Annotated in this window: 23 protein-coding genes; 13 read left to right on the top strand and 10 right to left on the bottom strand. The window is 66.6% G+C overall.

Going from position 1 to position 23,675, the window contains the following annotated elements; all coding sequences use genetic code 11:
• Nucleotides 1–32: 32 nt before the first annotated feature.
• The 3 genes from V9L21_RS03070 to V9L21_RS03060 are packed head-to-tail and all read left to right on the top strand — an operon-like array spanning nt 33 to nt 3,193.
• Nucleotides 33–995, top strand: a complete 963-nt coding sequence (locus tag V9L21_RS03070) for a LysR family transcriptional regulator (protein ID WP_337309059.1) — start codon at nt 33–35, stop codon at nt 993–995.
• The gene (locus tag V9L21_RS03065; RefSeq protein WP_337309057.1) at nt 992–2,287 is read left to right on the top strand and encodes a M20/M25/M40 family metallo-hydrolase; all 1,296 of its coding nucleotides are present in this window, start codon (nt 992–994) and stop codon (nt 2,285–2,287) included. The genes V9L21_RS03070 and V9L21_RS03065 overlap by 4 nt, the downstream gene beginning before the upstream one ends.
• Before the next feature lie 3 nt (nt 2,288–2,290).
• The gene (locus V9L21_RS03060; RefSeq protein ID WP_337309055.1) at nt 2,291–3,193 is read left to right on the top strand and encodes a LysR family transcriptional regulator; all 903 of its coding nucleotides are present in this window, start codon (nt 2,291–2,293) and stop codon (nt 3,191–3,193) included.
• Nucleotides 3,194–3,218: 25 nt separating this feature from the next.
• Here V9L21_RS03060 and V9L21_RS03055 read toward each other — a convergent pair whose 3' ends face one another.
• Entirely contained in the window at nt 3,219–4,445 is a 1,227-nt protein-coding gene (locus V9L21_RS03055) for a D-amino acid dehydrogenase (protein WP_443304495.1), read from the bottom strand.
• A gap of 234 nt (nt 4,446–4,679) precedes the next feature.
• On the opposite strand from V9L21_RS03055, the gene V9L21_RS03050 reads away from it, so the two are divergent.
• From V9L21_RS03050 to V9L21_RS03030, 5 genes are all read left to right on the top strand, one after another.
• The gene (locus tag V9L21_RS03050) at nt 4,680–5,567 is read left to right on the top strand and encodes a transporter substrate-binding domain-containing protein (RefSeq protein WP_126749783.1); all 888 of its coding nucleotides are present in this window, start codon (nt 4,680–4,682) and stop codon (nt 5,565–5,567) included.
• An 18-nt stretch (nt 5,568–5,585) separates the two neighbouring features.
• Entirely contained in the window at nt 5,586–6,323 is a 738-nt protein-coding gene (locus V9L21_RS03045) for an aspartate/glutamate racemase family protein (protein WP_337309050.1), read from the top strand.
• Between the two features lie 131 nt (nt 6,324–6,454).
• Nucleotides 6,455–7,354: a dienelactone hydrolase family protein gene (locus tag V9L21_RS03040; RefSeq protein WP_337309048.1), complete on the top strand. Its 900-nt coding sequence runs from the start codon at nt 6,455–6,457 to the stop codon at nt 7,352–7,354.
• Between the two features lie 106 nt (nt 7,355–7,460).
• Nucleotides 7,461–8,435, top strand: a complete 975-nt coding sequence (locus V9L21_RS03035; RefSeq protein ID WP_337309046.1) for a ZIP family metal transporter — start codon at nt 7,461–7,463, stop codon at nt 8,433–8,435.
• Nucleotides 8,436–8,568: 133 nt separating this feature from the next.
• A complete protein-coding gene (locus V9L21_RS03030; RefSeq protein ID WP_126749779.1) occupies nt 8,569–8,784 on the top strand; it encodes a hypothetical protein in 216 nt (71 codons plus the stop codon).
• 25 nt (nt 8,785–8,809) lie between these two features.
• On the opposite strand, the gene V9L21_RS03025 is transcribed toward V9L21_RS03030, so the two are convergent.
• The gene (locus V9L21_RS03025) at nt 8,810–9,991 is read right to left on the bottom strand and encodes an NAD(P)/FAD-dependent oxidoreductase (RefSeq protein WP_337309044.1); all 1,182 of its coding nucleotides are present in this window, start codon (nt 9,989–9,991) and stop codon (nt 8,810–8,812) included.
• Nucleotides 9,992–10,192: 201 nt separating this feature from the next.
• Between V9L21_RS03025 and V9L21_RS03020 the strand changes: the two genes are divergently transcribed.
• A complete protein-coding gene (locus V9L21_RS03020) occupies nt 10,193–10,894 on the top strand; it encodes a helix-turn-helix domain-containing protein (protein WP_337309042.1) in 702 nt (233 codons plus the stop codon).
• A 22-nt stretch (nt 10,895–10,916) separates the two neighbouring features.
• Here V9L21_RS03020 and V9L21_RS03015 read toward each other — a convergent pair whose 3' ends face one another.
• The 7 genes from V9L21_RS03015 to V9L21_RS02985 are packed head-to-tail and all read right to left on the bottom strand — an operon-like array spanning nt 10,917 to nt 17,199.
• The gene (locus V9L21_RS03015; RefSeq protein WP_337309040.1) at nt 10,917–11,555 is read right to left on the bottom strand and encodes a DUF3299 domain-containing protein; all 639 of its coding nucleotides are present in this window, start codon (nt 11,553–11,555) and stop codon (nt 10,917–10,919) included.
• A 4-nt stretch (nt 11,556–11,559) separates the two neighbouring features.
• The gene (locus V9L21_RS03010; protein ID WP_337309038.1) at nt 11,560–12,822 is read right to left on the bottom strand and encodes an ABC transporter permease; all 1,263 of its coding nucleotides are present in this window, start codon (nt 12,820–12,822) and stop codon (nt 11,560–11,562) included.
• Nucleotides 12,823–12,832: 10 nt separating this feature from the next.
• Nucleotides 12,833–13,579 carry an ABC transporter ATP-binding protein gene (locus V9L21_RS03005; protein ID WP_337309036.1) on the bottom strand — a complete coding sequence of 249 codons (747 nt, stop codon included), beginning with the start codon at nt 13,577–13,579 and terminating at the stop codon, nt 12,833–12,835.
• A gap of 4 nt (nt 13,580–13,583) precedes the next feature.
• Nucleotides 13,584–14,174, bottom strand: a complete 591-nt coding sequence (locus tag V9L21_RS03000) for a DUF2796 domain-containing protein (RefSeq protein ID WP_337309034.1) — start codon at nt 14,172–14,174, stop codon at nt 13,584–13,586.
• Complete coding sequence (locus tag V9L21_RS02995; protein ID WP_337309032.1) at nt 14,171–15,079, bottom strand: sulfurtransferase; 909 nt, start codon at nt 15,077–15,079, stop codon at nt 14,171–14,173. Before V9L21_RS02995 ends, V9L21_RS03000 begins: the two co-directional genes overlap by 4 nt.
• 37 nt (nt 15,080–15,116) lie before the next feature.
• The gene (locus V9L21_RS02990; protein WP_258508319.1) at nt 15,117–16,034 is read right to left on the bottom strand and encodes a DMT family transporter; all 918 of its coding nucleotides are present in this window, start codon (nt 16,032–16,034) and stop codon (nt 15,117–15,119) included.
• 22 nt (nt 16,035–16,056) lie between these two features.
• A complete protein-coding gene (locus tag V9L21_RS02985; RefSeq protein ID WP_258504985.1) occupies nt 16,057–17,199 on the bottom strand; it encodes an aromatic ring-hydroxylating oxygenase subunit alpha in 1,143 nt (380 codons plus the stop codon).
• Between the two features lie 282 nt (nt 17,200–17,481).
• Between V9L21_RS02985 and xseB the strand changes: the two genes are divergently transcribed.
• The 4 genes from xseB (at nt 17,482) to V9L21_RS02965 (ending at nt 21,751) form a co-directional block, all read left to right on the top strand.
• Nucleotides 17,482–17,748, top strand: a complete 267-nt coding sequence (gene xseB / locus V9L21_RS02980; RefSeq protein WP_126749770.1) for an exodeoxyribonuclease VII small subunit — start codon at nt 17,482–17,484, stop codon at nt 17,746–17,748.
• Nucleotides 17,745–18,659 carry a polyprenyl synthetase family protein gene (locus tag V9L21_RS02975; protein WP_337309030.1) on the top strand — a complete coding sequence of 305 codons (915 nt, stop codon included), beginning with the start codon at nt 17,745–17,747 and terminating at the stop codon, nt 18,657–18,659. Before xseB ends, V9L21_RS02975 begins: the two co-directional genes overlap by 4 nt.
• A 39-nt stretch (nt 18,660–18,698) precedes the next feature.
• Nucleotides 18,699–20,555: a 1-deoxy-D-xylulose-5-phosphate synthase gene (gene dxs, locus V9L21_RS02970; protein WP_337309579.1), complete on the top strand. Its 1,857-nt coding sequence runs from the start codon at nt 18,699–18,701 to the stop codon at nt 20,553–20,555.
• A gap of 113 nt (nt 20,556–20,668) precedes the next feature.
• Entirely contained in the window at nt 20,669–21,751 is a 1,083-nt protein-coding gene (locus V9L21_RS02965) for a TRAP transporter substrate-binding protein (RefSeq protein WP_126749767.1), read from the top strand.
• 100 nt (nt 21,752–21,851) lie between these two features.
• On the opposite strand, the gene V9L21_RS02960 is transcribed toward V9L21_RS02965, so the two are convergent.
• Nucleotides 21,852–23,666, bottom strand: coding sequence for a TRAP transporter large permease (locus V9L21_RS02960; protein ID WP_337295444.1), 1,815 nt, complete (start codon nt 23,664–23,666; stop codon nt 21,852–21,854).
• Nucleotides 23,667–23,675 lie beyond the last annotated feature (9 nt).

Genomic DNA, 23,675 nt, shown 5'->3' with positions numbered 1-23,675 from the left:
GATTCGGGAACCAGAGGGCACAATCCCGAGCCATGACCGATCGTTTCGATGGCATCCAGACTTTTCTCGAGGTGGTCGAAAGCGGCAGCCTCACGCTCGCGGCCGAGCGGCTGAACCTCACGCGGTCGGCCGTGGGCAAGGCGCTCGCGCGGCTGGAGGCGCGGCTCGGCGTGCGCCTGCTCCAGCGCACCACCCGCAGCCAGAGCCTGACGGAAGAGGGGCAGGCCTACTACGAGCACTGCCTGCGTGCGCAAGCCGAGCTCGAGGCCGCGGAGTCGGGCCTCGAAAGCGGCCGGCATGAGCCGCGCGGCCGCCTGCGTGCCAGCCTGCCGCTGGCATTTGGACACCACCATGCGGCGCCGGCGCTGCTGGGCCTCATCGAACGCTATCCGCAACTGCAGGTGGACATTGCCATCAGCGACCGCGTGGTCGACCTGGTGCAGGACGGCTACGACCTGGCGGTGCGCATCGGCGAACTGCCCGACACCGACCGGCTGGTGGCCCGCCGGCTCGGCGAGCAGACCATGAGGCTGGCTGCCGCGCCGGCCTACCTGGCGCGCTTCGGGCGGCCGGCTGACGTGGCCGCGTTGGCGCAGCACCGGGGCATCGACTATTGCGGCCCGGGTCATTCGCAGCGCTGGGAACTGTGCGATCCGCAGGGCCGCGCGCACACGGTGCACCTGCCCTGGCATGCGCGGCTGAACGACCTGCAGGCGGTGGCCGATGCGGCCATTGCAGGTGCCGGCCTCGCCTGGCTGCCGAACTGGCTGCTGGCACGCTACGTGCAATCCGGACAACTCGAGCCCGTGCTGGCCGATCACCGCGCCGCGGCCATGCCCATCCATGTGCTGTGGCCGCGCTCGCGGCACATGCCCGCGAAAACGCGCTGCGCAGTCGATGCGCTGGTCGCCGCGATGCCGGCCTGCATGGAAGAATGCCGAACCCGCCCGGTGTCCACCGCGCGGACCAGAAAAACACAAGGAAGCCGTTCATGACCCTGTTCCCCGTTCGTTCCTGGTGCCGCGCAGGCGGCGCACTCCTGATTGCCGCAGCCTGCCAGGCCGCGCTGGCCGCACCCGATGCACGCATCGCCTCGCTGGCGGCCGAGCAGAAGCAGCCGCTGCTCGATTCGCTGTCGCAGCTCGTTGGCATCGAGTCCGGCAGCCGCGATCTCGAAGGGCTCGAGAAAATCTCCGACCTCATCGCCGGCAAGCTCAAGGCGCTGGGCGGCGAGGTCGAACTCATCGACACCAGCGCCGAGGCCTACCGCATGGAGGACACGCCCGAGAAGATGGGCCGCGTGGTGCGGGCCACCTTCAAGGGCACGGGCAAGAAGAAGATCATGCTCATTGCGCACATGGACACGGTCTACACCGTGGGCATGCTCGGCAAGCAGCCGTTCCGCGTCGAAGGCGACAAGGCCTACGGCCTTGGCATTGCCGACGACAAGCAGGGCGTGGCGGTCATCATCCACACGGTGGCGATGCTGCAGGCGCTCAAGTTCAAGGAATACGGCACGCTCACCGTGCTGATCAACGGCGACGAGGAGATCAGTTCGCCGGCGTCGCGCGGGCTCATCACGCGGCTCGGCGGCGAGCACGACGCGGTGCTGTCGTTCGAGGGCGCCTCGGTCAAGGAAGACAAGCTTTCGCTTGCCACTGCGGGCATTGCCTCGGTCACGCTCAACGTCACGGGCAAGGCATCGCATGCGGGCTCTGCGCCCGAGCTGGGCGTGAACGCGCTCTACGAACTCTCGCACCAGGTGCTGCAGATGCGCGACCTGTCAGACCCGGCAACGGGCCTCAAGATGAACTGGACCATCTCGAAGTCGGGCAGCAACCGCAACGTGATTCCGGCCAGCGCCACCGCCAGCGCCGACGTGCGCGTGCTGAAGGTGAGCGACTACGACCGCATCGAGCAGCAGGTGCAGGAGCGCGTGAAGAAGCAGCTGATTCCTGAAGCCAAGGTCGAGCTGAAGTTCGAGCGCCGCCGTCCGCCGCTCGAAGCGACCGACGCCTCGCGCTCGCTTGCCGCGCACGCGCAGCGCATCTACAAGGACGAAATCGGCAAGCCGCTGGGCGCCGATGACAAGGCCGCCGGCGGCGGTACCGATGCGGCGTTTGCCGCCCTCAAGACCAAGGCGCCGGTGGTCGAGCGCTTCGGCCTGCAGGGCTTTGGCGCGCACTCGGCCGATGCCGAATACGTGCTGGTCGATTCCATCGAGCCGCGCCTGTACCTTGCCACGCGCATGGTGATGGATCTTTCGCGCAACAAGATCGGCAACTGACCGATGCGGCTGCGCCACATAGAGGTCTTCAACGCCATCATGCTCACGGGCAGCGTGAGCGCGGCGGCGCGGCTCATCAACATCACGCAGCCGGCGGTGAGCCGCACGCTGCAGCATGCCGAGCTGCAACTGGGCTTTCCGCTGTTCCAGCGTGCCAAGGGCCGGTTGACGCCGACCACCGAGGCGCTCACGCTGTATCCGCACATCGAGCGGCTGTTCGCGCAGCTCGACGAGGTGCAGCGCCTCGCGGCCAACCTGCGTGCGGGCAGCGACACCGGCGAGCTGCGCATCCTGAGCGTGCTCGCATTGAGCTACGAGGTGCTGCCGCGCGCGCTCAAGGCCTTTCGCGAAAAACACCCGGGCTATTCGATCACGGTCGAATCGCTGCATTCGCCGCAGATCATGTCGGCGCTGCTGCTGCAAGAGGCCGACGTGGGCTTTGTCTTCAGTCCCGCGGTGCATCCCTCGCTCACGCAAGAAACGCTTGCAGACACGCGCATGGTGTGCATCGCGCCGAAGGGCATGCTTCCGCGTGCGCTGGTGCGCAATGGGTCGGTGGCGCTACACGACCTTGTGGACCGGCCCGTCATCGGGCTGGACAGCCGCGACCCGGTGGGCACCAGCCTGAGCCAGGCCTGCCGCCAGGCCGGCGTGGGCTTTCAGCAGGCGGTGGTCACGGTGCAGACGTATCACGCCGCGCTGTCGATGGCCCATCACGGGCTGGGCGTGGCGCTGGTCGATGCCTGTACGGCACGCTCGGCCGACGGCACCAAGGTCGACGTGCTGGCGCTGGAGCCGCACATTCCGGTGCCGGTGCGCGCATTGCGTTTTGCGGGACGGCCCGATTCGGTGGCGGTTCGCGGAATTACGCGCTGCATGCGCGAGGCGATAGAGCAGGCCACCTGAGGGCGCGGCCTGCCGCCCGTGAAGCTCAGGCCAGTGACTTCGCGGGCTCCAGCGCATCGGCAATCCGCCGTGCGGAGCCGAAGGCCAGCGTGAAGCCCAGCGCGCCGTGCCCGGTGTTGAACAGCATGTTCGACGGCGCGCTCGCAAGTCGGCCGATGATCGGCAGGCCCTTCGGTGTGGCGGGCCGCATTCCCGTCCACGGATGCAGTTCTTCGAGCGGGCTCGCATGCGGGAACACCGCGCGCGTTGCGGCTGCCAGCGTTTCGATGCGCGTCGCCGGAATGCTCGCGTCGTGCCCCACGAGTTCGGCCATGCCCGCCACGCGCAGCCGTGAGCCGATGCGCGCGAACACCACCTTGCGTGCGCTGTCGGTCACGTTCACGCTGGGCGCTGCGCCGGGTGAAGGATCGACCTCGAGCGTGATGCTGTAGCCCTTGAGGGGATACACCGGCAGGTAAGCGCCCAATGCTCGCCCGAGCTTGTGCGAAGCCGAGCCCAGCGCCATCACGAAAGCGTCGGCCTCCACGTCGCCGTCGCTCGTTTTCACTGCGGCCACGCGGCCTTCGCTGCGCGCGAAGCCATGCACGTCGGCGCCGAGCAGAAAGCGCACGCCGCGCCCGCTGAGCACGCGCATCAGTTCGGCGCAAACCTTCAGGCAATCGGCCGCGCACTCGCTGGGCGTGTAGACAGCGCCAGCCATCTGGCCGCGATAGCCGGCGAGCGCGGGCTCGATGGCGGCGCATTCATCGGGCGAAACAATGCGCTGCTCGCTGCCCATGGCGCGCTGCAGTTCGAGCTGCGCGCGCGCACCTTCAAGCGAGGCCGCGCTGGCGTAGAGCACCAGCTTGCCGGTGGCGGAAAAGTCGCAGTCGGGCGCAACGTCGGCCTGCATGGCCTCGAACCCGCTGCGGCTCAGCGCGGCCAGCGCCAACAGCTGCGCCGTGGTGTCCCGCGAGGTCTGCGCATTGCAGGCCGCAAGAAAGGCCAGGCCCCAGCGCCACTGCAGCGGATCGAGTTGCGGGCGCAGCTTGAGCGGGGAGGAGGGCGAGAGCAGCAGCTTGGGCAACTGCTTCCAGATCGACGGATCGGCCAGCGGCTGCACGTACGAGTAGCTGAGCTGCGCGCCGTTTCCGCCGCTCGCGCCCGCACCAGGGGCCGCGCGGTCGATCACCGTGACTTGATGGCCCAGGCGTTCGAGTTGCCAGGCGGTGGCCAGGCCCACGATGCCGGCGCCGAGCACACACACATGCATGGAGGCAACTTTCCGAAAGAGGAAGCAAAGAGAGGGGAGTGCTGAATGTAGGCGCGCGCACGCCAGCCCGGAAATGCCAAAAGCGCGGTGGCCCATAGCCAAAGCGCATGCCTTGGTGCCCGCTCTTCCTAACCCATAACCTTTGGGTATGGCCTAGGGTTCATTTGGAATTGTCGCCATGTGTCACTCCTTCTTACACTGGCCGCTCTGTTCAACCAACTGAAGAAGGCTCGCATGAAACTCTCCGCATTGATGGCCGCTGCTGCCGTGGTGCTGCTTACCGCCACCGGCGTCCAGGCCGCCGACACGCTGGCCAAGATCGCCGAGTCCGGCAAGATCACGCTCGCCTACCGCGAGTCGTCGGTGCCCTTCAGCTACCTGGACGGCCCCAACAAGCCGATCGGTTTCTCGGTCGAACTTTCCAACGCCGTGGTCGAGGCGGTGAAGAAAAAGCTCAACAAGCCCAACCTGCAGGTACAGCTGATGCCAGTGACCTCGCAGAACCGCATTCCGCTGATTACCAACGGCACGGTGGACCTGGAGTGCGGCTCCACCACCAACAACACCGCGCGCGGCAAGGACGTGGCCTTTGCCGTCAATCACTTCTATACCGGCACGCGCCTGTTGACCAAGAAGTCTTCCAAGATCAAGGACTACGCCGACCTGGCCAAGAAGACGGTGGCCAGCACCACCGGCACCACCAACGCGCTGGTCATGCGCAAGTACAACACCGAGAAGAACCTCGACATGGACATCGTGCTTGGCAAGGACCACGCCGACGCCTTCCTGCTGGTGGAAAGCGACCGCGCCGTGGCGTTTGCCATGGACGACATCCTGCTGTTCGGCCTGATTGCCAACGCCAAGAACCCGGCCGACTACGAAGTGGTGGGCGAGGCGCTGCAGGTCGAGCCCTATGCCTGCATGCTGCCCAAGGACGACCCGGCCTTCAAGAAGCTGGTGGACGACACCTTCATCGGCATGATGAAGAGCGGCGAGTTCGAGAAGCTCTATACCAAGTGGTTCATGTCGCCGATCCCGCCGAAGAACGTGCCGCTGAATCTGCCCATGAGCCAGCAACTCAAGGACAACCTCAAGACGCCGTCCGACAAACCGGCGACCTGACGCGATTGGACGTACGCAATGGCTTCGACGAACGTAGTGGGCATTCTGGGCGGCATGGGCCCTGCGGCGGGGGCGGACTTCGTCCGGCTCTTCGTGCAGGCCTGCGCCCAGCAGATGCGCGCTCGCGGGGAGCCGGTGCGGGACCAGTCCTTTCCGGAGCACTGGCTGGCGCAGGTGCCGGTGCCTGACCGAACCGACGCGCTGGATTCGGCAGAAACCGGCGCGCACCAGCCGCTCGAGCCGATGCTGCAGGCACTGGGGCGGCTGGCCGCGCTGGGCAGCCGAGCCGTGGCCATTGCCTGCAACACCGCGCATGCCTGGCATTCGCGGCTGCAGGAACGTTTTCCGCAAGTGGAACTGCTGCACATGGCGCGCGAGGTGGCGCAGCATCTTGCCGCGCAAGGGGCAGGCAATGTGGCGCTGATGGCCACCGAAGGCACCTACCGCGTGCGCCTCTATGAACATGCGCTGGCCGAGGCGGGGCTCGACTGCCTTGTGCCGCTGCAGGAAGAACGCCGCATCATCGCGCGCGGCATCTTCGACGGCGTGAAGGCCGGGAACATGCGGCTGGCCGAAGAGTGTTTTTCGCAAGTGGCGCTGCAGCTCGCGGAACGCCACGGGCCGGTCACCATCATCATGGGCTGCACCGAGGTGCCGCTCGGCCTGCAGGGCTCGGCCGCCGTCGCCGGGCTCAACCTGGTCGATCCGGCGCAGATACTGGCCGCCGCATTGGCGCGCCGCGCCTATCGCGACTGAAGACTTTAGGCCGCACTGCAACCCTGTTGACATCCAGGCCCTTGGGATACGGACCGCGCTGAATTCGCCTACATTGCGGCGTGCGTTTTCTCGCATGTCCCTTGTCCGACGATTCAACTGGAGCCCTTCCCATGTCCCTTCGCGACGACAGCCGTTCCGATTTCGACTCGCTTCGCCCCGGCGAGAGCACAGAGCAGGGCGCCACGCGCCGCACCGCACTCAAGGCCGCCATCGGCGTGGGCTATGCGGCCGCCGTGATGCCGGTCATGGCACAGACGGCCATCAGCACCTCGGCCGAGGGCCTGAAGGCCGGGCCGATCAAGTACACCGTCAACGGCTTCGAGGTGCCCGCCTACGCGGCCGCGCCGGCCGGCAAGACGGGCCTGCCCGTGATCCTGGTGATCCAGGAGATCTTCGGCGTGCACGAATACATCGCCGACACCTGCCGCCGCTTTGCCCAACTCGGCTACCTGGCCATTGCGCCCGAGCTCTATGCGCGCCAGGGCGATCCGCGCGGCTACACCGACATTCCCAAGCTGCAGGCCGACATCGTGACCAAGGTGCCCGATGCGCAGGTCATGGCCGACCTGGACGGCGCGCTCGCGTATGCCGCGGCCAACGGCGGCAATGTTGCCAAGGCCGGCATCACCGGCTTCTGCTGGGGCGGCCGCATCGTGTGGCTCTATGCCGCCACCAGCAAGGTCAAGGCCGGCGTAGCCTGGTACGGCCGCCTGGTCGGCCAGCCGAGCGAATTGACGCCAAGGCACCCCGTCGATGTGGCGGCCAGCCTGCAGGCGCCGGTGCTCGGCTTGTACGGCGGAAAAGACCAGGGCATCCCGCTTGACACGGTTGATAAGATGAAAGCAGCGTTGGCAAATGGAACCCCGGCTGCCAAGGCTTCGAGCTTCGTCGTGTATCCCGAAGCAGGCCACGCGTTCCATGCCGACTACCGCCCGAGCTATGTCAAGAGCGCGGCCGATGACGGATGGCAGCGAGCCACGGCCTGGTTCAAAGCCAATGGCGTCGTCTGACGGCAGCCTGTAGCCACTCACCGCCGAAGGCCGTCCACGTGACGGCCTTTCTCTTTTTATGAACGTTGTCGGGCATCGGTGCCCAATCGAAATTGCGCAAGCAGCTATGAATTTGATAGTGATCATCGCGGCGACCCTGGTTGCCGGCATCGGAAGCGTGTGGCTCGCGGCCTTGCTCTTGCGCGTGGGCGTGCGCAGCGGCTCGGGCGGAGTGAATTCGCAGCACCTGCTGAGCCTGGCTGCGGGGGCGCTGCTTGCCACCGCGTTCATGCACCTGTTGCCCGAGGCCTTCGAAAGCCGCATTCAGCCCGCGCTGCTGTTCGGCGTGCTGCTGTTCGGCCTGGTGTTCTTCTTTCTGCTCGACAAGGCCGAGCTCTGGCACCACGGGCACGAGCATCACCATGGCAGCCCCGCGCCAGGGCCGATCGGCGCAGGGCACCAAGCGAATCACGCCGCGCACGATCATGCGCACGGCCACCCCCACGACCATGACCACTCCGACCATGGCCATTCGCACAGCCACGCGCCTCGCGCGGGCGGCGGCTGGGCCGTGCTCACCGGCGACAGCGTGCACTGCTTCGGCGACGGCATCCTGATTGCGTCGGCCTTCATCGCGGACATCCGCCTTGGCCTGGTGGCCGCCATTGCGGTGCTCGCGCACGAGGTGCCGCACCACATCGGCGACCTTGTCGTGCTGCGCCAGAGTTCGGCCAACCAGCGCGCGGCGCTGATCAAGGTGTCGCTCGCCGGCACCATGACCATGCTGGGCGGCATCGTCGGATGGTGGCTGGTCGACCAGCTGCACGGCTGGTTGCCTTACTTCCTGGTGCTGGCCAGCAGCAGCTTCGTCTACGTGGCGCTGGCCGACCTGATTCCACAATTGCAGAAGCGTTTGCCGGCGCGGCAGACCGCGGCGCAGATCGTGTGGCTGGTGGTGGGCATCGCACTCGTCACGCTCGTGAGCCGGCTTGCGCACGGCGAGCACGGCCATGGCCATTCGGAACACGGTCACGCCGAGCACGGCCACTCGGAGCACGGCCATTCTCACGAAGGCGAAGGAGCCCCGGCGCACAAGGACTGACCTACAGCGCCGGCTCGATGGATACGTTCCGAAACCGACGCTGTTCCGGGGAATTGACGCACGGCACCTGAAAGAGGTGCAACATTGGGGGTCTGACGAATGTCTCGCTCATCCCATCGCCGAGGAACCGATCATGAACAACGTCGACGCCAAGAAGCGCCCCGCTCCGCCATCGCCCGAAGATGACGACGACGATTCGCCTGTCGACGACTTCGAGGAATCGGAATCGGAAGCCGCGGACGACCTGTCGGATGCAACCGGCATCGACCTGACCGATGCCAGCGAACTCGACGCCGACAACGTGCCGGCGGACGAAGAGTTTGCCCGCGTGATGAACGCGCCCGACTAAGCCGCTTTCGACGAGCTCTCTCGAGCTATCCAGCTGTTGCCGCAGCCGCTGCTGCCGCTGCTGCACGCAAGCGCTGCGGGCCGAGCATTTCGGCCGTAAGACCGAAGCCCGCAATGCGCTGCGGCACAGGCAGGCCCCGCGCGAGTGCCGCACATGCCTCGCCCATGGCTGCCGAAGTCTGGATGCCATAGCCACCCTGCGCCGCAAGCCAGAAGAAGCCGGGCGCCTCTGGCTCGAAGCCGCCCACCAGGTCGCCGTCGGCCACGAAGGAACGCAGGCCCGCCCAGGTGCGGGTGGGGCGGCGAATGGTGAGCGTGGTGGCTTCCTCGATGCGGTGGATGGCGAAGGCGACGTCCAGCTCTTCGGGCTGCACGTCCTGCGGTTCGACCGGATCGGCATTGGCCGGCGAACCGAGCAGCATGCCGGCGTCGGGCTTGATGTACCAGCCTTCATCGGCGCTGAACACCATGGGCCAGTGCGCCACGTTGCTGCCTTCGGGCGGCGCGAAGATGAAGGCCGAGCGCCGCCGCGGCTCGATGCCGATGGGCCGCACGCCCGCCAGTTGCGCAATGGTGTCGACCCACGCGCCCGCCGCGTTGATGACCACCGGCGCTTCGTAGACGACGTCGCCGGCCGTCACGCGCCAGCGGGCGTCCACGCGCTCGAGCGCGGTCACGCCGGCGTCGCACACCAGCTTGCCGCCGGCCTGCCGCATGCCGCGCAGGTAGCCCTGGTGGATGGCGTGCACGTCCATGTCGGACGCATCGGGCTCATAGACACCGCCCGCCACCTGTTCGGGCCGCAGCGCCGGCACCATCTCGATGGCTTCTTCGCTGCTGAGCCGCTGTGCGCCGGTGTTCATGGCGCGCAGCACCTCCCAGTGGGCTTCGAGCTCGGCCACATGATCGGCGTCGGCCACCATCAACGCGCCACGCGGCGTGAGGAGCGGGTGCTCGGCAAAGCCCTCTGGCGGATGTTCGAGAAACGCGCGGCTTGCCATGGTGAGCGCGCGCACCTGCGCCGTGCCGTAGCTTTCCATGAAAAGCGCGGCCGAGCGGCCGGTGGAGTGGTAGCCGGGCTGGGCCTCGCGTTCGAGCAGGATCACGCGGGCATGCGGCGCGAGCCAGTAGGCCACCGAGGCACCGGCAATGCCGCCGCCAATCACGAGATAGTCGGCCGCAACGGGCGCTGGTGTATTGGAAGTCATTGGCGGAGTGTAGGTAGAAATTTGCGTATACGCAAATTTGCCCCGAGCCTGCCAAGAGGAGGTGGGACGCACCATGGTGGTGAAATTTGCGTCTCCGCAATTTGCGCATACGCAATTTCCGTGCATCGGCTGCGGGCACCGTGGCACGGATTCGGGCACTGGACTGGCAGAATCGTGCTGCACTACAAGAGAAAGCCAAGCGTGAATCCACACACGGGCAACAAGCCGCGAGCCAAGCCGGGGATAAAGCCGAAGGACGAACAGCCGGCGCTGGACCGCACCACCTTCGGCAACCGCCTGCGCACCGCGCGCAAGCGCTTCGGCTGGACGCTGGCGCAGTTGGCCGAGCGCTCGGGCGTGTCGATCACCACCATCTCGCGCGCGGAACGCGGGCAACTCGCGCTCGGGTACGAGAACTTCACCGCGCTGGGCCGCGCGCTCGAGATGGACATGAACGCGATGTTCGCGGGTGCCGGCGTCAAGCCCGCGCAGCTCGACGGGCCGGTGGTCACGCGCGCGGGCAAGGGCGTGGTGTACCGCGGCCTTTCAATCGCCTACGAGTTCCTGGGCACCACGGCCGCAGGCAAGCAGATGAGCCCGATCGTCGGCACCGTGCACGCGCGGCGCATTCACGGGCCCGAGAACTTCGTGAGGCATGCGGGAGAAGAGTTCGCCTATGTGCTTTCAGGCGAGATCGAAGTGCATTTCGACAACGGCAAGGTGGTGCGCCTTGCCCGCGGCGATTCGCTGTATTTCGACAGCCGAATCGGCCACGCCTACGTGAGCGTCAGCCGGCAGCTTGCAAAGATCGTGGGCATGACGACGGCGGAAAGCGGGCACATGAAGTCGGCGCGCGAGGCGCCTGAGGCGCCCGCTCCAAAGCCGGTACGCAAGGCCCGCTGAGGCGTCGCGCCGCTGGGCCGGTCTACTTGGCGCCGCCCGAATACTTGGTGACGCTCGTCGCGTTCACGTGATAGCCGCTCACGCCCATCATCGAGTCGTTGCGCATGGTCTGCAGCTTGCCGGTGACCCACACGGTGTCCATGGCCCGGAACTTGGCGCCCTTTGACGTGACCACGTGCAGGATCTGGTTGGCCGGCGGGGGCGGCGTGTGGATGCAGGCGCCGAAGTAGGGCACGAGCAGGAACTCGGTCACTTCGCCCTTGGCCTCTTCGAGCGGCACGATGAAGCCCGGGATCTTGATCTCGGCGCCGTTCATCGCGGGATTGGTCGGCGCGTTGTTCGACACCTCTTGCATCTTCAGGAGCAGCTCATTGGCGCGCGGGTCGCCGTCATTGAGCGAGCTCAGGTCCATGCCTTTGAATTCCTTGGCCGGGTCCCAGTCTTTCGGCACCAGTTCTTCCCAGGTGATCTGGCGCGGCTGGCCCGGCGTGCCCTTGGCTGCAGCAGCAGGTGCGGCCTTGCCGCCGAGCGGGTTCGATGCGGTCGTGTCCTTGGGCGCGGGGTCGGCGGCCCATGTCGCGGCTGCGAGGCCCGCACCGGCGAGCAGCATCGAAAGCCGGGTGAAAGCTCGGAACGTGGGGGTCTTCTTTGCAATGCGCATGGTTTCAAATCCTGGGTGAGAGACCGTCGGCAAGAGAGAGCCGGTAGGCACGAATGCCGGGCAGCAGGCTTGCGAGCCAGCCGGCGACCAGCAGGCTCGCCATCAGCAGCCATTCGTTCAGTGTAGGTTCTGAAAGGCTCAGTGTCAGCCCGAACTGCGACTGCAGCCATGGCGCGAGCAGGGCAATGCCGAGCACCGCCATGACCACACCCAGCGCCACGCCCAGCACGGTGACCATGGCGCCCTCGAGCGCGAGCAGCGCCAGCACTTGGCGCAGGCCGGCGCCCACGGCGCGCAGCACGGCAAGTTCGCGCCGCCGCTCGTTCAGGCTCGCCATCACCACTGAGACAAGGCCCGCAAGGCTCACCAGTGCGACCAGTGCCGACATCAGCAGCAGTGCGTTTTCGCCGATGCCGATCACGCTCCAGAGTTCGTCGAGCGCCACGCCGGGCAGGATGGCCATTAGAGGTTCGCCGTTGTAGGTGGAAATCCAGCGCTGCACGCCGAACACGGCGGAGCGGTTCTTCAGCCCCACGAGCGCGGCCGTCACGTTCTTGGGCGTGAGGTCGAACTTGCGCACCTGCTCGGCCGGGATCTTGACGCCGGGCATCGGCGCGCCGCCCACCCATTCGAGATGAATGGCTCCCATGGCCTCGAGCCCGATGTGCACCGTGCGGTCGACCGGCGTGCCGGTGCGGGCGAGCACGCCCACCACGGTAAAGGGCTTGTCGGCATGCTCGGCCGAATTGAGCTCGCCGCTGCCGTGGGCAAGGGTGATCTTCTGGCCGACGTGGTAGCCGAGCTTGTCGGCCACTTCGGCGCCCACCACCGCATCGAACAGCGCGCTGAAAGGCTTGCCCTCGCGCAACTGCAGCGACTGGCGGTTGCCGTAGCGAAAGCGGGTGAAGTATTCGGGCGAGGTGGCCAGCACCGCGAAGCCGCGGTGCGAATCGCCGAGTGAAAGCGGCACCACCCAATCGACGCCCTGGTGCGCGGCCAACGCCTGCACGCTCTTCCATGAGATGTTGTTGGTGGCCGCGCCGATGCGGAACACCGAATACAGCAGCAGTTGCGTGGAGCCCGTGCGCGCACCCACGATCAGGTCGGTGCCCGAAACGGACGAAGCAAAGTTCTCGCGCAGCTCGGTGCGGATGCGCTCCACGCCCAGCAGCAGAAAAGTCGACAGCGCAATCGAGAACACCGTGAGCGCGAGCGTGAAGCGCCGGTTCCAGGCGCTGCGCCAGGCAATGGAAAAAAGGGCGTTCATCGGCGTGCCTTCATGCGTCCGCCGCCATTGCTGCGGTTGCTGCGCGATTGATGTCGGGCAGCAGCACATGGCGTGCAAAGCGCTGTGCAATGCGCTGGTCGTGGCTCACGAACACCAGCGCGCTCTGGTTGGTTGCGCAGGCTGTCAGCAGCACGTCGAGAAAGGCCTCGCGCCGGTCTTCGTCGAGCGCGGAGGTGGGCTCGTCGGCAATCACCACCTCGGGCTGGCCGATGAGCGCGCGCGCCGCCGCCACGCGCTGCTGCTGGCCGACCGACAACTGCATGGCCTGGCGCTTCCACAGGTTGTGGTCGAGGCCCATCTGGTCGAGCAGGTGCTCGGCTTGTTCACGCGAACTGCCGCTACGAGCCGCTTGCGCTTCGCGCCGCTGCGAGAAGCGGCAGGGCAGCAGCACGTTGTCGAGCACGCTCAGGTACGGCAGCAGGTTGAACTGCTGAAAGATATAGCCCACGTGCGCAACACGGCAGCGGTCGCGCGCGGCGCCGGAGAGCTGCGACCAGTCGTGCCCCAGCAGCGTGACACGGCCTTCGTCCGCCACCAGCACGCCGGCCAGGAGCGACAGCAGCGTGCTCTTGCCGCAGCCGCTCGGGCCGTGCAAAAACACCAGCTCGCCGGCCGTGATGCGCAAGGCCTCGATGTCGATGCAGGGCGTTTTCATGCCGGGCCACGCAAAGCGCAGCGCTTCGGCGGCGAGCACAACGCGCAGCGGCGCCGACTCGGCCTCGGGGGCGATGCTCACGGTGTCACTTGCCCCAGCCAAGGCGCACGGGCTGGCTTGCCTGCGCACCGGCCGGGCGCTTGAGCTGGCGCTTGAACTGCCCTTGCGCCGAAGCGATCTGCGAATCGATCTGGCGCGTGCCCTTGAACGCGGTGAACAGATTCACGTCGATGAACTTTGCCGCGGCCGCATTGGTGCAGTTGAAGGAAAAGGTGGCGTCCAGGTCCGCATGGCCGGGCGGCTCGTTCGGGTCGGGGTTGCCGAGGCCCAGCGCGCTGGAGCGCAGGTCGACCGGGCCCAGCTTGCAGTTGGCCGCCGGGTCGATGGCAAAGAGCTTGTCCGCCGCGCGCAACTGGGCAATGGCGTCTTCGGCGGTTTTCTTCTCGGCAGCGGTCTTGGGCGCGCGCTCGAAGCCGACGATGTTGTCGAGCGGCGACTCCATGTCGATCACCACCGTGGGGCCGTCGATGGCCACATCGAGCTTGATCTGGCCGTGCACATGCGCGTGCTGTTGCTGAGCCTGCGCGGAAATCGAAAGAAAGGGCGCTGCAAACAGTGCAGTTGCTGCGAATGCGAGTCCGGATGAAATGCGTCGTCGAAGTCGGATGTGTTTCATGGTTCTGCGCCTTGCCGGGTCGGCAGCCCCGGCGTGTTGCTCCATTCGCTCCAGCTGCCGGCATAGAGCGCGGTCGTCCCAAGCCCCGCGATCTGCATCGCAAGCAGGTTGGGCACAGCGCTCACGCCGCTGCCGCATTGGTGGACAACCGTCGCCGGATCGCGTCCCGCGAGCAGCGCTTCGAACTCGGCACGCAATTGCGATGCCGGCTTGAACTTGCCGTCGGGGCCGAGGTTTTCGGCGAAGGGCCGGTTCAGAGCCCCGGGGATGTGACCCGCAATCGGGTCCAGAGGTTCCACCTCTCCGCGATAACGCGCGGCGGCACGCGCGTCGATCAGCTGCTGGTCAGGCTGCCCGAGCCGGCGCGCTACCGTTTCGGTCGTCACGAGCTGTGCGAGCGGCTCGCCCGGCACAAAGTTCGACTGGAAGCGCGCAGGTTCCTCGCGGCTTGTGACTTCGCCGCCCGCGGCTTGCCATGCCTGCAGGCCGCCGTCGAGCACGGCCACTGCGTCGTGGCCCATCCACTTGAGCATCCACCAGAGGCGGCCGCAGTAGTTGGCACCGTTGCGGTCGTACACCACGGCCTGCATCTCGTTCGAAAAACCGATGCTCGACAACCAGGCCGCAAACTTCTCGCGGCTCGGCAGCGGGTGGCGTCCGCCCGAGGCCGGCACGCCGTCTTCCTGGGCCACCACCACGTCGCCGTGCGCGCCGGGCATGCCGTGCTTCGCGCTGAGGTCGGTGTCGAGGTTCGCAAACACGGCGCCAGGAATGTGGGCGGCGGCATATTGCTGCGCGCCGGCCTCGGGCTTCATGAGGTCGAAGCTGCAGTCGAAAACCATGAGCGGCGTACCGCCGGCTTGCAGTTGCTGGAGTTGTTCGACGCTGATGAGGGTGGTGTACATGGCGGGCTCCTTCGTTGTCGATGGGATTCGGTGCGGTTCAGTGTTCTTCGGCCGGCGCCTTGGGCACTGCCCGCTGGCGCAGCACGGTGGCTGCGATGCCGCTCACGATGATGAGCGCCATGCCGGCCCAGCCGGCGGCGTCGATGCGGTCGTCGAACAGCACCACGCTGTAGAACGCCGCGAAGACGATGCCGGAGTACTGCAGGTTGGCCACCACCAGCGTGCCGGCCTGCGTCTTGGCAGTGGCATAGGCGCGCGTCATGCAAAGCTGCCCAAGGGCGGCCAGGAGGCCGATCGGCAGCAGCCACAGTGCATGCTGCCACGTCCAAGAATTGCCACCCGAAAACCCAGTCGCGGCCGTGGCAAAGGCGCCGGCCACGGCCGAGCCGACCGCGAAATAGAACACCGTGCGCAGTTCGGGTTCGCCGATGCGCGACAGCGCCACCACCTGCATGTACGCGAATGCGGCCGTGAGGCCGGACAGCAGGCCGAGCAGTCCCGCAAAGCCCTGGCTCGCATCCACGCTGGGCTTGAGCATGAGCACCACGCCCACGAAGCCGGCGAGCACGGTCAGCGCGAGCGTGCCCTGCAGCGGCGGCCGCTCGACGCGGCCATCGCGCCCGGGCACCGGCACCCAGGCCAGCAGCGTGCCGCCGACCAGGAAGGCCGCGATCCACACGCTGCTCATGTAGTTGAGCGTGACGGCCGTGGCCAGCGGCATGTGGGCAATGGCATAGAACCAGGCGCCGAGCGATACCACGCCGATGATGCTGCGCCAGGCATGCATGCCGGGATAGCGGGTGCCGAGGGAAACGCCGCGGTTGCGCGCCAGCAACCACAAGAAGACGATGCCGATCAGGCCGCGGCCGAGCACCATCTCTCCGCTGTTGAACCAGGCCGACGCCACCTTGACCACCACGCTCATGGTGGCGAACAAGAAGGCGCCAAGCACCATCCAGAGTGCTTGCACTGTTCGCTCAGGCGTTCTGCTGCATCGCGCTGCGGTACCACTCGTGGAACTGCTGCATGCCGTCTTCCATCGGGCTCTGGTAGGGACCGCTCTCGTCGTCGCCGCGCAGCATCAGCGCGCGGCGGCCGGCGTCCATGCGCTCGGCAATCTCATCGTCTTCCACGCAGGTTTCCATGTAGGCGGCCTGCTGCGCTTCGACGAATTCGCGCTCGAAGGCGACGATTTCCTCGGGGTAGAAGAACTCCACCATGTTGAGCGTCTTGGTAGGGCTCACCGGGTGCAGTGTCGACACCGTGAGCACGTGCGGATACCACTCGATCATGACGTGCGGGTAGTAGGTGAGCCAGATGGCGCCGTACTTCGGGGGCTTGCCCTCGCGGTACTTGAGCAGCTGCTCTTGCCACTTTTGATAGATGGGGCTGCCCGCGCGGCCGAGCCGGTTGGCCACGCCCACCGTTTGCACCGAGAAGTTGCGGTTGAACTCCCAGCGCAGGTCGTCGCAGGTTACGAAGCTGCCGAGGCCGGGGTGGAACGGGCCGACGTGGTAGTCCTCGAGGTAGACCTCGATGAAGGTCTTCCAGTTGTAGTTGCACTCGTGCAGCTCGACGCGGTCGAGCGCGTAGCCCGTGAAGTCAAGGTCGGCGCGCGGGCCGAGTTCGGCCATGTCGGCCGCCACGTCGCGCCCCACGCCGTTTGCGCCGCGCTCGAACAGGAGGCCGTTCCACTCCGTGAGCGGATAGTTGTGCAGGTTGAGGCAGGGGTCCTGGTCGAAATGCGGCGCGCCGATCAGCGTGCCCGTGGTGCGCGGGTCGCTTGCGGCGTAGGTCCAGCGGTGCAGCGGGCAGACGATGTTGCCGCCGGTCTGGTTGTCGAGCTGGCCGCGCCCTTGCAGGATGAGCGCCTGCCGGTGGCGGCACACGTTGGAAATGAGCTCCACCCCCTTGGGCGTGTGCACCAGCGCGCGGCCCTGGTGCTCTTGCGGCAGCGTGTGGAAGTCGCCCAGTTCGGGCACCGCCAGGCGATGGCCCACGTAGCGCGGACCTTGCGCGAACAGCGTTTGCATTTCGCGCGCGTAAAGCGACTCGTCGAAGTACGCGGAAACTGGAAGTTGGCTCGTGGCCTGCTGCAGTTGAAGACTTAAATCAGACATGGAGGACCTGACCAAGCTCCCCACAGGGAGAAAAAAGAGGAAAACGGAAGGCGCCGTCTGTGAAGGCAACGGCCCGAGAGTTGTGCCGGCGCGACCGGCAGGGGAACACGCGATTGTACCCAAGGGGGCACCGCGGTGCCCGCAGCCTTTCGTATGCCATTGCGGCAGATCCGGAACCGCGCCGTCCGCTCATCGGTGCGCCCTTTGCCGGGCGCACCGCGGACAGCGGCGGCCATTCGGTTCCCCGCCCTAAAATGCCCGATTTCATACTTGTTCTCTCGCATGCCCAAGGTCCCTTCTTCCGCCGCCTCCAGCCCGGCGCCCACGCCCGACACCGGGCCGCTGCCGGCCAGCTACGAAGCCGGGCTCCAGGAGTTGGAACAATTGGTTGCAGAGCTCGAGTCGGGCCAACTGCCGCTCGACCAGTTGCTTGGCAGCTACCAGCGCGGCGCCGCGCTGCTCGCCTTCTGCCGCGAGAAGCTCCAGGCGGTCGAAGACCAGATCAAGGTGCTGGACGCGGGCAGCCTCAAGCCCTGGACGGCCGAATGAGCGCCGCTGTGGCCGATTGGGACGCCGCGCGGCTCAACAACTGGAGCGAACCGCATCTGGCGCGTGTCGAAGCCGCGCTGTCGCGCTGGGTCGGCGTCGATGCACCGGTGCTGCTCGGCGATGCGATGCGCTATGCCGTGCTCGACGGCGGCAAGCGGCTGCGGCCTTTGCTGGTGCTGGCCGCGAGCGAAGCAGTGGGCGGCAACGCGGCCGCGGCGCTGCGCGCGGCCTGCGCAACCGAACTCATCCATGCCTATTCGCTGGTGCACGACGACCTGCCGAGCATGGACAACGACGTGCTGCGCCGGGGCAAGCCCACCGTGCATGTGAAATTCGGCGAGGCCGATGCGCTCCTGGCCGGCGACGCCCTGCAGGCGCTGGCCTTCGAACTGCTCACGCCCGAAGGCGACGAGATTCCCGCAGCCACACAGGCCACGCTGTGCCGCCTGCTGGCGCGTGCCGCGGGCAGCCAGGGCATGGCCGGCGGGCAGGCGATCGACCTGGCCAGCGTCGGCTTGGCCCTGAACGAAGCGCAGCTGCGTGAAATGCACCGCCTGAAGACCGGCGCGCTGCTGCAGGGCAGCGTCGAGATGGGTGCCGCCTGCGCCGCCAGCGTGGCGCCCGCCGCACTGGCCGCCCTGCGCGACTACGGCGCGGCCATCGGCCTGGCGTTCCAGGTGGTGGACGACATTCTCGACGTGACCGCCGATTCGCAAACCCTTGGCAAGACGGCCGGCAAGGATGCCGCCGCGGACAAGCCCACCTATGTCTCGCTGTGGGGCCTCGACGGCGCACGTGCGCAGGCAAAACAGCTGCTTGCCGAATCGCTCGCTGCGCTCGAGCGCAGCGGCCTGGCCGATACCGCGGCACTGCGCGCGCTGGCCCACATGGTCGTCGACCGCGACCGATGAACTGCTGAACAGATGGACAAGAAGAACCACGACGCTCCCATGGCCCCGCTGCTTCCCACGCTCCACGATCCCTCGCCCATCCGCCAGTTCGACCGGGCCCAGCTCAAGCAGCTGTCCGACGAAGTGCGCGCCTGCGTGCTCGACAACGTTTCGCGCACCGGCGGGCACCTGAGCTCCAACCTTGGAACGGTGGAGCTCACGGTCGCGCTGCACCATGTGTTCAACACGCCGCACGACCGCCTGGTGTGGGACGTGGGCCACCAGACCTATCCGCACAAGATACTCACGGGCCGGCGCGAGCGCATGCCCACGCTGCGGCAGATCGGCGGCATCTCGGGCTTTCCGCAGCGCAGCGAAAGCGAATACGACACCTTCGGCACCGCGCATTCGTCCACCAGCATCTCGGCCGCGCTGGGCATGGCCATGGCGGCCAAGCAAAAGGGCGAAGACCGTCATGCCGTGGCCATCATCGGCGACGGCGCGCTCACCGCGGGCATGGCCTTCGAGGCGCTCAACAACGCCGGCGTGTGCGACTGCAAGCTTCTGGTGATCCTGAACGACAACGACATGTCGATCAGCCCGCCGGTCGGCGCGCTCAACCGCTACCTTGCGCAGCTGATGAGCGGCAACTTCTACGCCGCCGCCAAGAACGTGGGCAAGAGCGTGCTGCGCGCCGCGCCGCCGCTGTTCGAGCTGGCCAAGCGCTTCGAGCAGCATGCCAAGGGCATGGTGGTTCCGGCCACGCTGTTCGAGCAGTTCGGCTTCAACTACGTGGGCCCTATCGACGGGCACGACATCGATTCGCTGGTGCCCACGCTCGAGAACCTCAAGCACCTGGACGGCCCGCAGTTCCTGCACGTGGTCACCAAGAAGGGGCAGGGCTACAAGCTGGCCGAGGCCGACCCGGTGGCCTATCACGGCCCCGGCAAGTTCGATCCTCAGGTGGGGCTGGTCAAGCCCGCCGCCGTGGCCAAGCAGACCTTCACGCAGGTCTTCGGCCAATGGCTGTGCGACATGGCGGCCCATGACGGCCGCCTGGTGGGCATCACGCCGGCCATGCGCGAAGGCTCGGGGCTGGTCGAGTTCGAGCAGCGCTTTCCCGACCGCTACTACGACGTCGGCATTGCCGAGCAGCATGCCGTGACGTTTGCGGCCGGCCTTGCATGCGAAGGCCTGAAGCCGGTGGTTGCCATCTATTCGACCTTTCTGCAGCGCGCCTACGACCAGCTGATTCACGACGTGGCAATCCAGAACCTGCCCGTGGTGTTTGCGCTCGACCGCGCGGGCCTGGTGGGTGCCGACGGCGCCACGCATGCGGGCGCGTACGACATCCCGTTCCTGCGCTGCATTCCCAACATGAGCATTGCGTGCCCGGCCGACGAGCGCGAATGCCGCCAGCTGCTGTCGAGCGCCTACGAACAGAACCATCCGGTGGCGGTGCGCTATCCGCGAGGGGCGGGTGCCGGCGTCACGCCGCACCTGGCACTCGATGCGCTGCCGTTCGGCAAGGGCGAAGTGCGCCGCGAAGGCAAGCGCATTGCGATCCTCGCGTTCGGCACCTTGCTGTACCCGGCGCTCACGGCAGCCGAATCGCTCGACGCCACGGTGGTCAACATGCGCTGGGCCAAGCCGCTCGACGTCGAACTGCTGCTGCAGGTGGCTGGCACGCACGACGCCATCGTCACGCTCGAGGAGGGCGCCGTCATGGGTGGCGCGGGCAGCGCGGTGCTCGAGGCGTTGCTGGCGGCCAACGTGCAGAAGCCGGTGTTGCAGCTGGGCTTGCCCGACCGCTTCATCGAGCATGGCGATCCGGCCAAGCTGCTCGCGTCCATCGGCCTCGACGCAGCGGGCATCGAAGCCTCGATCGCTCGGCGCTTCGGTTCCGTCGCAGGGTAAACCCCGGCGGGCCGCCTGTAAGCAGGTTTTTACAATCGCCACGACTTACGAAAGTCGTCGACGCGGCCACAAGCCGCGTTTCGTTTTTTCCAATGCACTCGGAGTGAATTTCAATGGATCGTCGTTCCCTCATTAAAAACGCCGGCATCGCCGGCGTTCTGGCCGCCGGCATTGCGCCCGCAGTTCATGCGCAAGCCGCCGTCCGCTGGCGCCTCGCCTCCAGCTTCCCCAAGTCGCTGGACACCATCTACGGCGGCGCGGAAGTGTTTGCCAAGGCAGTCAAGGCCATGTCGGGCGGCAAGTTCGAGATCTCGGTTCACGCCGGCGGCGAGCTGATGCCTCCCTTCGGCGTGGTGGACGGCGTGCAAAACGGTTCGGTCGAGATGTGCCACACCGTGCCTTACTACTTCTACGGCAAGAACCCCGCCTTCGCGCTGGGCTCGGCCATTCCGTTCGGCCTGAACTCGCGCCAGATGAACGCGTGGATGATGCACGGCAACGGCCGCAAGCTCATGAACGAGTTCTACGCCAAATACAACATGCTGAGCCTTGCCGGCGGCAACACGGGCTGCCAGATGGGCGGCTGGTATCGCAAGGAAATCAAGTCGCCGGCCGACTTCAAGGGCATGAAGATGCGCCTGGGCGGCGGCCTCATCGGCGACGTGATGACCAAGCTCGGCGCGGTGCCGCAAAGTATTCCCGGCGGCGAGATCTACCAGTCGCTCGAAAAGGGCACGCTGGATGCGGCCGAATGGGTCGGTCCTTACGACGACCAGAAGCTCGGCTTCAACAAGGTTGCGCCGTTCTACTACTACCCCGGCTGGTGGGAAGGCGGTCCTGAAGTGGACTTCTTCATCAACCAGAAGGCGTTCGACGGCCTCTCGGCAGAGAACAAGGCCATCGTGGAAGCCGCCGCGGCCGTCGCTTCGTCCGACATGCTCGCCAAGTACGACGCGCTGAACCCCACGGCGCTGAAGCAACTGGTGGCGTCCAAGACCAAGGTGCTGCCGTTCTCGCAGGCCGTGCTCGACGCGTCCTTCAAGGCTTCGATGGAAGTGTTCGCAGAGAACGATGCCAAGAGCCCCGAGTGGAAGAAGATCTACGCCGACCTGCGCACGTTCCAGCGCGACCAGGTGCTGTGGTTCCGCTTCGCCGAATCGGCTTTCGACAACTTCATGTCCAAGCAGAAGCTCTGATACGCGGCTTCGGCCCGGCAAAGAAAAAGCCCGCATCGCGCGGGCTTTTTTTTGTCTGAGGCCTGCGCGGTGCGCAGGCCCTGGGGACGGGCGAGGGGGCTTACTTCTTTTCCCGCTCCATCGATTCCAGCATGGCCTTCATCGGATCGTCCTCGGCCGCCGGAGCCGCTGCACCGCCCGCGGGCGCGGAGGCTCCGGACTCCGGTGCAGGCGCGGTGCCCGCGTCGGGCGCCGGCACTTCGGGGGCGGGAATCTCGGGCGCAGAGCCCGGCATGTTGGCTTCCATCTCGCGCATGACCTTGTCGAGGTCGTAGACCTCTTTTTCGTCCAGCCCGCTCGACACGATGCCCGGGAACGCAATGATCAGGCCCACCATCGTCAGCTGGATCAGCAGGAACGGCACGGCACCCCAGTAGATCTGCATCGTGGTGACGGGCTCGATCATCTGGCCCGTGACGCGGTCCTTGTAGGCCTTGGTCGGCGCCACGCTGCGCAGGTAGAAGAGCGCAAAGCCGAACGGCGGATGCATGAACGAGGTCTGCATGTTCACCGCCAGCAGCACGCCGAACCAGATCAGGTCGATGCCCAGCTTGTCGGCCACCGGGGCCAAGAGCGGCACCACGATGAACGACAACTCGAAGAAGTCGAGGAAGAACGCCAGGAAGAACACCATGACGTTCACCACGATCAGGAAGCCCAGCTGGCCGCCCGGCACCTTGGCCAGCAGGTGCTCGACCCAGCGCGGTCCGTCCACGCCCTGGAACACCAGGCCGAAGATCGTTGCGCCGATCAGGATGAACACCACGAAGCACGACAGCTTGGTGGTGGTGTTGAGCGCCTGCTTGAGCAGCGACATGCTCATGCGCCCGCGCACCATGGCCATGATGAGTGCGCCAATGGCACCCATGGCGCCGCCTTCGGTGGGCGTTGCAACGCCCAGGAAGATGGTGCCGAGCACCAGGAAGATCAGCAGCAGCGGCGGAATGAGCACGAAGGTCACGCGCTCGGCCATGCGCGAGAGCAGGCCCAGGCGCGTGACGCGGTTGATGACCGCGATGACCAGCGCCAGCAGCACGCCGGCGCACATGGAGACGACGATGGTCTCGTCGGTGGCCACGCGCGTGACTTCTTCGCCCTTCCACCACGTGTGGATGTCGGCAATGTGCCGTGCGAACCACACCGACGCAACCACGCAGACCGCGGTGAGCACCAGCAGCGAGGGGCCGCCGCTCTTGCCGTTGTCTTCGCGCATCGTACGTGCTTCCGGCGGCAGCGCCGGCACCCATGCCGGCTTGAACACCGCGAGCAGGATGACGTAGAGCGCGTACATGCCCATCAGCAGGAAGCCGGGCAGGAAGGCGCCCTTGTACATGTCGCCGACGCTGCGGCCAAGCTGGTCGGCCAGGATGATCAGCACCAGCGAAGGCGGAATGATCTGCGCCAGCGTGCCCGAGGCCGCGATCACGCCCGTCGCCAGGCGCCGGTCGTAGCCGTAGCGCATCATGATCGGAAGCGAGATCAGGCCCATCGAGATCACCGATGCAGCCACCACGCCGGTGGTTGCCGCGAGCAGCGCGCCCACGAACACCACGGCCAGTGCCAGGCCGCCACGAATCGGGCCGAACAGCTGGCCGATGGTCTCGAGCAGGTCTTCGGCCATGCCGCTGCGCTCGAGGATCAGCCCCATGAGCGTGAAGAACGGAATGGCCAGCAGCGTGTCGTTCTGCATGATGCCGAAGAGCCGCAGCGGCATGGCCTGCAGCAGCGCCTCGGGCAGCAAGCCGAGTTCGATGCCGACGAAGCCGAAGAACAGGCCGCAGGCGCCAAGGCTGAAGGCAACGGGGAAACCGACCAGCAGAAAGCAGATCAGGCCCGCGAACATCAGCGGGGCGTAGTTCTGAATGATGAATTCCATGATGGTCCG

Source organism: Variovorax sp. CCNWLW235 (assembly GCF_037204085.1).
Classification (GTDB): domain Bacteria; phylum Pseudomonadota; class Gammaproteobacteria; order Burkholderiales; family Burkholderiaceae_C; genus Variovorax.
The sequence above is the reverse complement of the archived record's forward strand: the minus strand, read 5'-3'. Positions and strand labels throughout refer to the sequence as shown.